The sequence below is a fragment of the Streptomyces sp. AF1A genome (assembly GCF_047340315.1).
Lineage (GTDB): Bacteria > Actinomycetota > Actinomycetes > Streptomycetales > Streptomycetaceae > Streptomyces.
The window spans coordinates 1-2948 of the sequence record NZ_JBLEBI010000332.1 but is presented as its reverse complement, the minus strand read 5'-3'; the positions used below and the strand labels follow the sequence as shown (position 1 = coordinate 2948).

The following is a 2948-nucleotide window of genomic DNA, read 5'->3' as shown; positions in this document are numbered from 1 at the left end:
AGCGCCTACGCTGGCGGGATGCAGGACGAGTACCGCACAGTGGCCCGCGCGGGCGTGCACGAGACCGAGATCAACCGTTCCCGCTTCCTGTGCGCCCTCGCCCCGGCCGGCACCGAGCAGGAGGCGCAGGACTTCATCGCCGCCGTCCGCAAGGAGCACGCCGACGCCACCCACAACTGCTGGGCGTACGTCATCGGCGCCGACGCCTCCGTGCAGAAGGCCAGCGACGACGGCGAACCGGGCGGCACGGCCGGCGTCCCCATGCTGCAGATGCTGCTGCGCCGCGACATGCGGTACGTCGTCGCCGTCGTCACCCGCTACTACGGCGGCGTCAAGCTCGGTGCCGGCGGACTCATCCGCGCCTACGGCGGCGCCGTGGGCGAGGCCCTGGACGTGCTCGGCACCATCACCCGGCGCCGCTTCCGGCTGGCCACGGTGACCGTCGACCACCAGCGCGCGGGCAAGGTCCAGAACGACCTGCGTGCCACTGGACGCGAGGTGCGGGACGTCCGCTACGACGAGGCCGTCACCATCGAGATCGGCCTGCCGGACGCCGACGTGCCCGCCTTCCGCGCATGGCTCGCCGATGCGACGGCGGGCACGGCGGGGTTCGAGCTGGGCGGCGAAGCCTACGGAGACGTCTGATAATTGGTGCGAATCGGATGTATCGCCGTTACTGGTCACCGGGCATGACGGTCTGATACGGGAGTAACCACCCGTGGTGTCGGACCCGGCCGATACTCTCGGGGATCATGAGACTCCTGCACACGTCCGACTGGCACCTCGGCCGGGCCTTCCACCGGGTGAACATGCTCGGGGCCCAGGCCGGGTTCATCGGTCACCTCGTCGCCACCGTGCGCGAGCGCGAGGTGGACGCGGTGGTCGTGTCGGGTGACGTGTACGACCGCGCGGTGCCCCCGCTCGCCGCGGTGGAGCTGTTCGACGACGCCCTGCACCGCCTCGCGGACCTCGGCGTGCCCACGGTGATGATCTCCGGCAACCACGACTCGGCCCGCCGTCTCGGTGTCGGCGCCGGGCTCATCGACCGCGCAGGCGTCCACCTGCGCACCGAGCCGTCCGCCGTCGGCACCCCGGTGGTCCTCACGGACGCCCACGGAGACGTGGCCTTCTACGGGCTGCCGTATCTCGAACCCGCCCTGGTGAAGGACGAGTTCGCGGTGGACAAGCCCGGCCACGAGGCCGTGCTGGCCGCCGCGATGGACCGCGTCCGCGCCGATCTCGCCACGCGCGCGCCGGGCACGCGCTCGGTCGTCCTCGCCCACGCCTTCGTCACCGGCGGTCAGGCCAGCGACAGTGAGCGGGACATCACCGTCGGCGGCGTGGCCGCCGTGCCGGCCGGAGTCTTCGACGGCGTCGACTACGTCGCGCTCGGACATCTGCACGGCTGCCAGACCCTCTCCGAGCGCGTGCGCTACTCCGGCTCCCCGCTCGCCTACTCCTTCTCCGAGGCGGACCACCGCAAGAGCATGTGGCTGGTCGACCTCGCCGCCGACGGCTCCGTCACCGCCGAGCGCGTCGACTGCCCGGTGCCGCGCCCGCTGGCCCGCATCCGCGGCACCCTGGACGACCTCCTCGCCGACCCGTGCCTCGACCGCCACCAGGACGCCTGGGTCGAGGCCACCCTCACCGACCCGGTGCGCCCCGCCGACCCCATGGCCAGGCTCACCGAGCGCTTCCCGCACACCCTCAGCCTGGTCTTCGCCCCGGAGCGGGCCCCGGACGACCCCGAGGTGTCGTACGCCAGGCGCCTCGCGGGCCGCAGCGACGAGGAGATCGCCCAGGACTTCGTCGCCCACGTGCGCGGCGCCGGACCCGACGCGCTGGAGGCCGCCGTGCTGCGCGAGGCGTTCGACGCCGTGCGCGCCGACGACGCCGCGGGGGAGGTGGCCCGGTGAGGCTGCACCGGCTCGACATCACCGCCTTCGGGCCCTTCGGCGGCCGGCAGAGCGTCGACTTCGACGCGCTGTCCGCCGCCGGGCTCTTCCTGCTGCACGGCCCCACCGGCGCGGGCAAGACCTCCGTCCTGGACGCCGTCTGCTACGCCCTGTACGGCTCCGTCCCCGGCGCCCGGCAGAGCGGCGGCGGCCAGGGCATGAACCTGCGCAGCGACCACGCGGAGCCCGGCGTCCGCACCGAGGTCCGGCTCGAACTCACCGTCGCCGGACGCCGCTTGGAGATCACCCGGCAGCCGCCCTGGGAGCGGTCCAAGCTGCGCGGCAAGGGCACCACGGTCGACAAGGCCCAGACCTGGCTGCGCGAGTACGACGCCGCGGCCGGCGCCTGGCGGGACCGCAGCCGCTCCCACCAGGAGGCGGGCGAGGAGATCACCCAGCTGCTCGGTATGAGCCGCGAGCAGTTCTGCCAGGTCGTCCTGCTGCCCCAGGGCGACTTCGCGCGCTTCCTGCGTGCCGACGCCGAGGCCCGCGGCCGGCTGCTGGGCCGGCTCTTCGACACCCGGCGCTTCGCCGACGTCGAGAAGCACCTCGCCGAGCGGCGGCGCGCCACCGAGGCACGGGTGCGCGAGGGGGACGCGGCCCTGCTCGCCGACGCCCACCGCATGCAGCAGGAGGCCGGCGACGTCATGGAGCTGCCCGGCCTGGCGCCCGGAGACCCCGGCCTGGCCGAGGCCGTGCTGGGCGCCGCAGCCGTCGCCCGCAGCACCGCCCGCGAACGCCTCGCCGTCGCGCACAGCAGGCTCGCGGCCGCCGAAACCGCCCACCGCGAGGCCCGGCGCGCCCTGGACGACGCGCGTGAACTCGCCCGCCTGCAGGGCCGGTTCGCCGAGGCGCGGCAGCGCGCCGAGCGGCTCCAGGAGCGGGCCGCCGCCCACCGAGCGGACGAGGAACGCATGACCAGGGCCCGGAAGGCGGAAAGGGTCGCGCCCGCGCTGGAGTTGCGCGACGCCGCCGAGGAGGAGCACCGCCGGG

At 74.4% G+C, this 2948-nt stretch carries 3 protein-coding genes; all 3 read left to right on the top strand.

What is annotated here, in order from left to right; all coding sequences use genetic code 11:
• Positions 1-18: 18 nt before the first annotated feature.
• On the top strand, positions 19-645 hold the full coding sequence (locus tag ACLU3S_RS36500) for a YigZ family protein (protein ID WP_413956271.1): 627 nt from the start codon (positions 19-21) through the stop codon (positions 643-645).
• Between the two features lie 107 nt (positions 646-752).
• Complete coding sequence (locus ACLU3S_RS36495) at positions 753-1916, top strand: exonuclease SbcCD subunit D (protein WP_413956270.1); 1164 nt, start codon at positions 753-755, stop codon at positions 1914-1916.
• Positions 1913-2948, top strand: a 1036-nt coding sequence (locus ACLU3S_RS36490; protein ID WP_413956269.1) for an AAA family ATPase, incomplete at its 3' end; no start/stop codon positions are given. The genes ACLU3S_RS36495 and ACLU3S_RS36490, both read left to right, overlap by 4 nt.

What these genes read in the sequence shown, in the direction of transcription:
- ACLU3S_RS36500 (WP_413956271.1), top strand. Translation starts at nt 19, where the DNA reads ATGCAGGACGAGTACCGCACAGTGGCCCGCGCGGGCGTGCACGAGACC.
- ACLU3S_RS36495 (WP_413956270.1), top strand. Translation starts at nt 753, where the DNA reads ATGAGACTCCTGCACACGTCCGACTGGCACCTCGGCCGGGCCTTCCAC.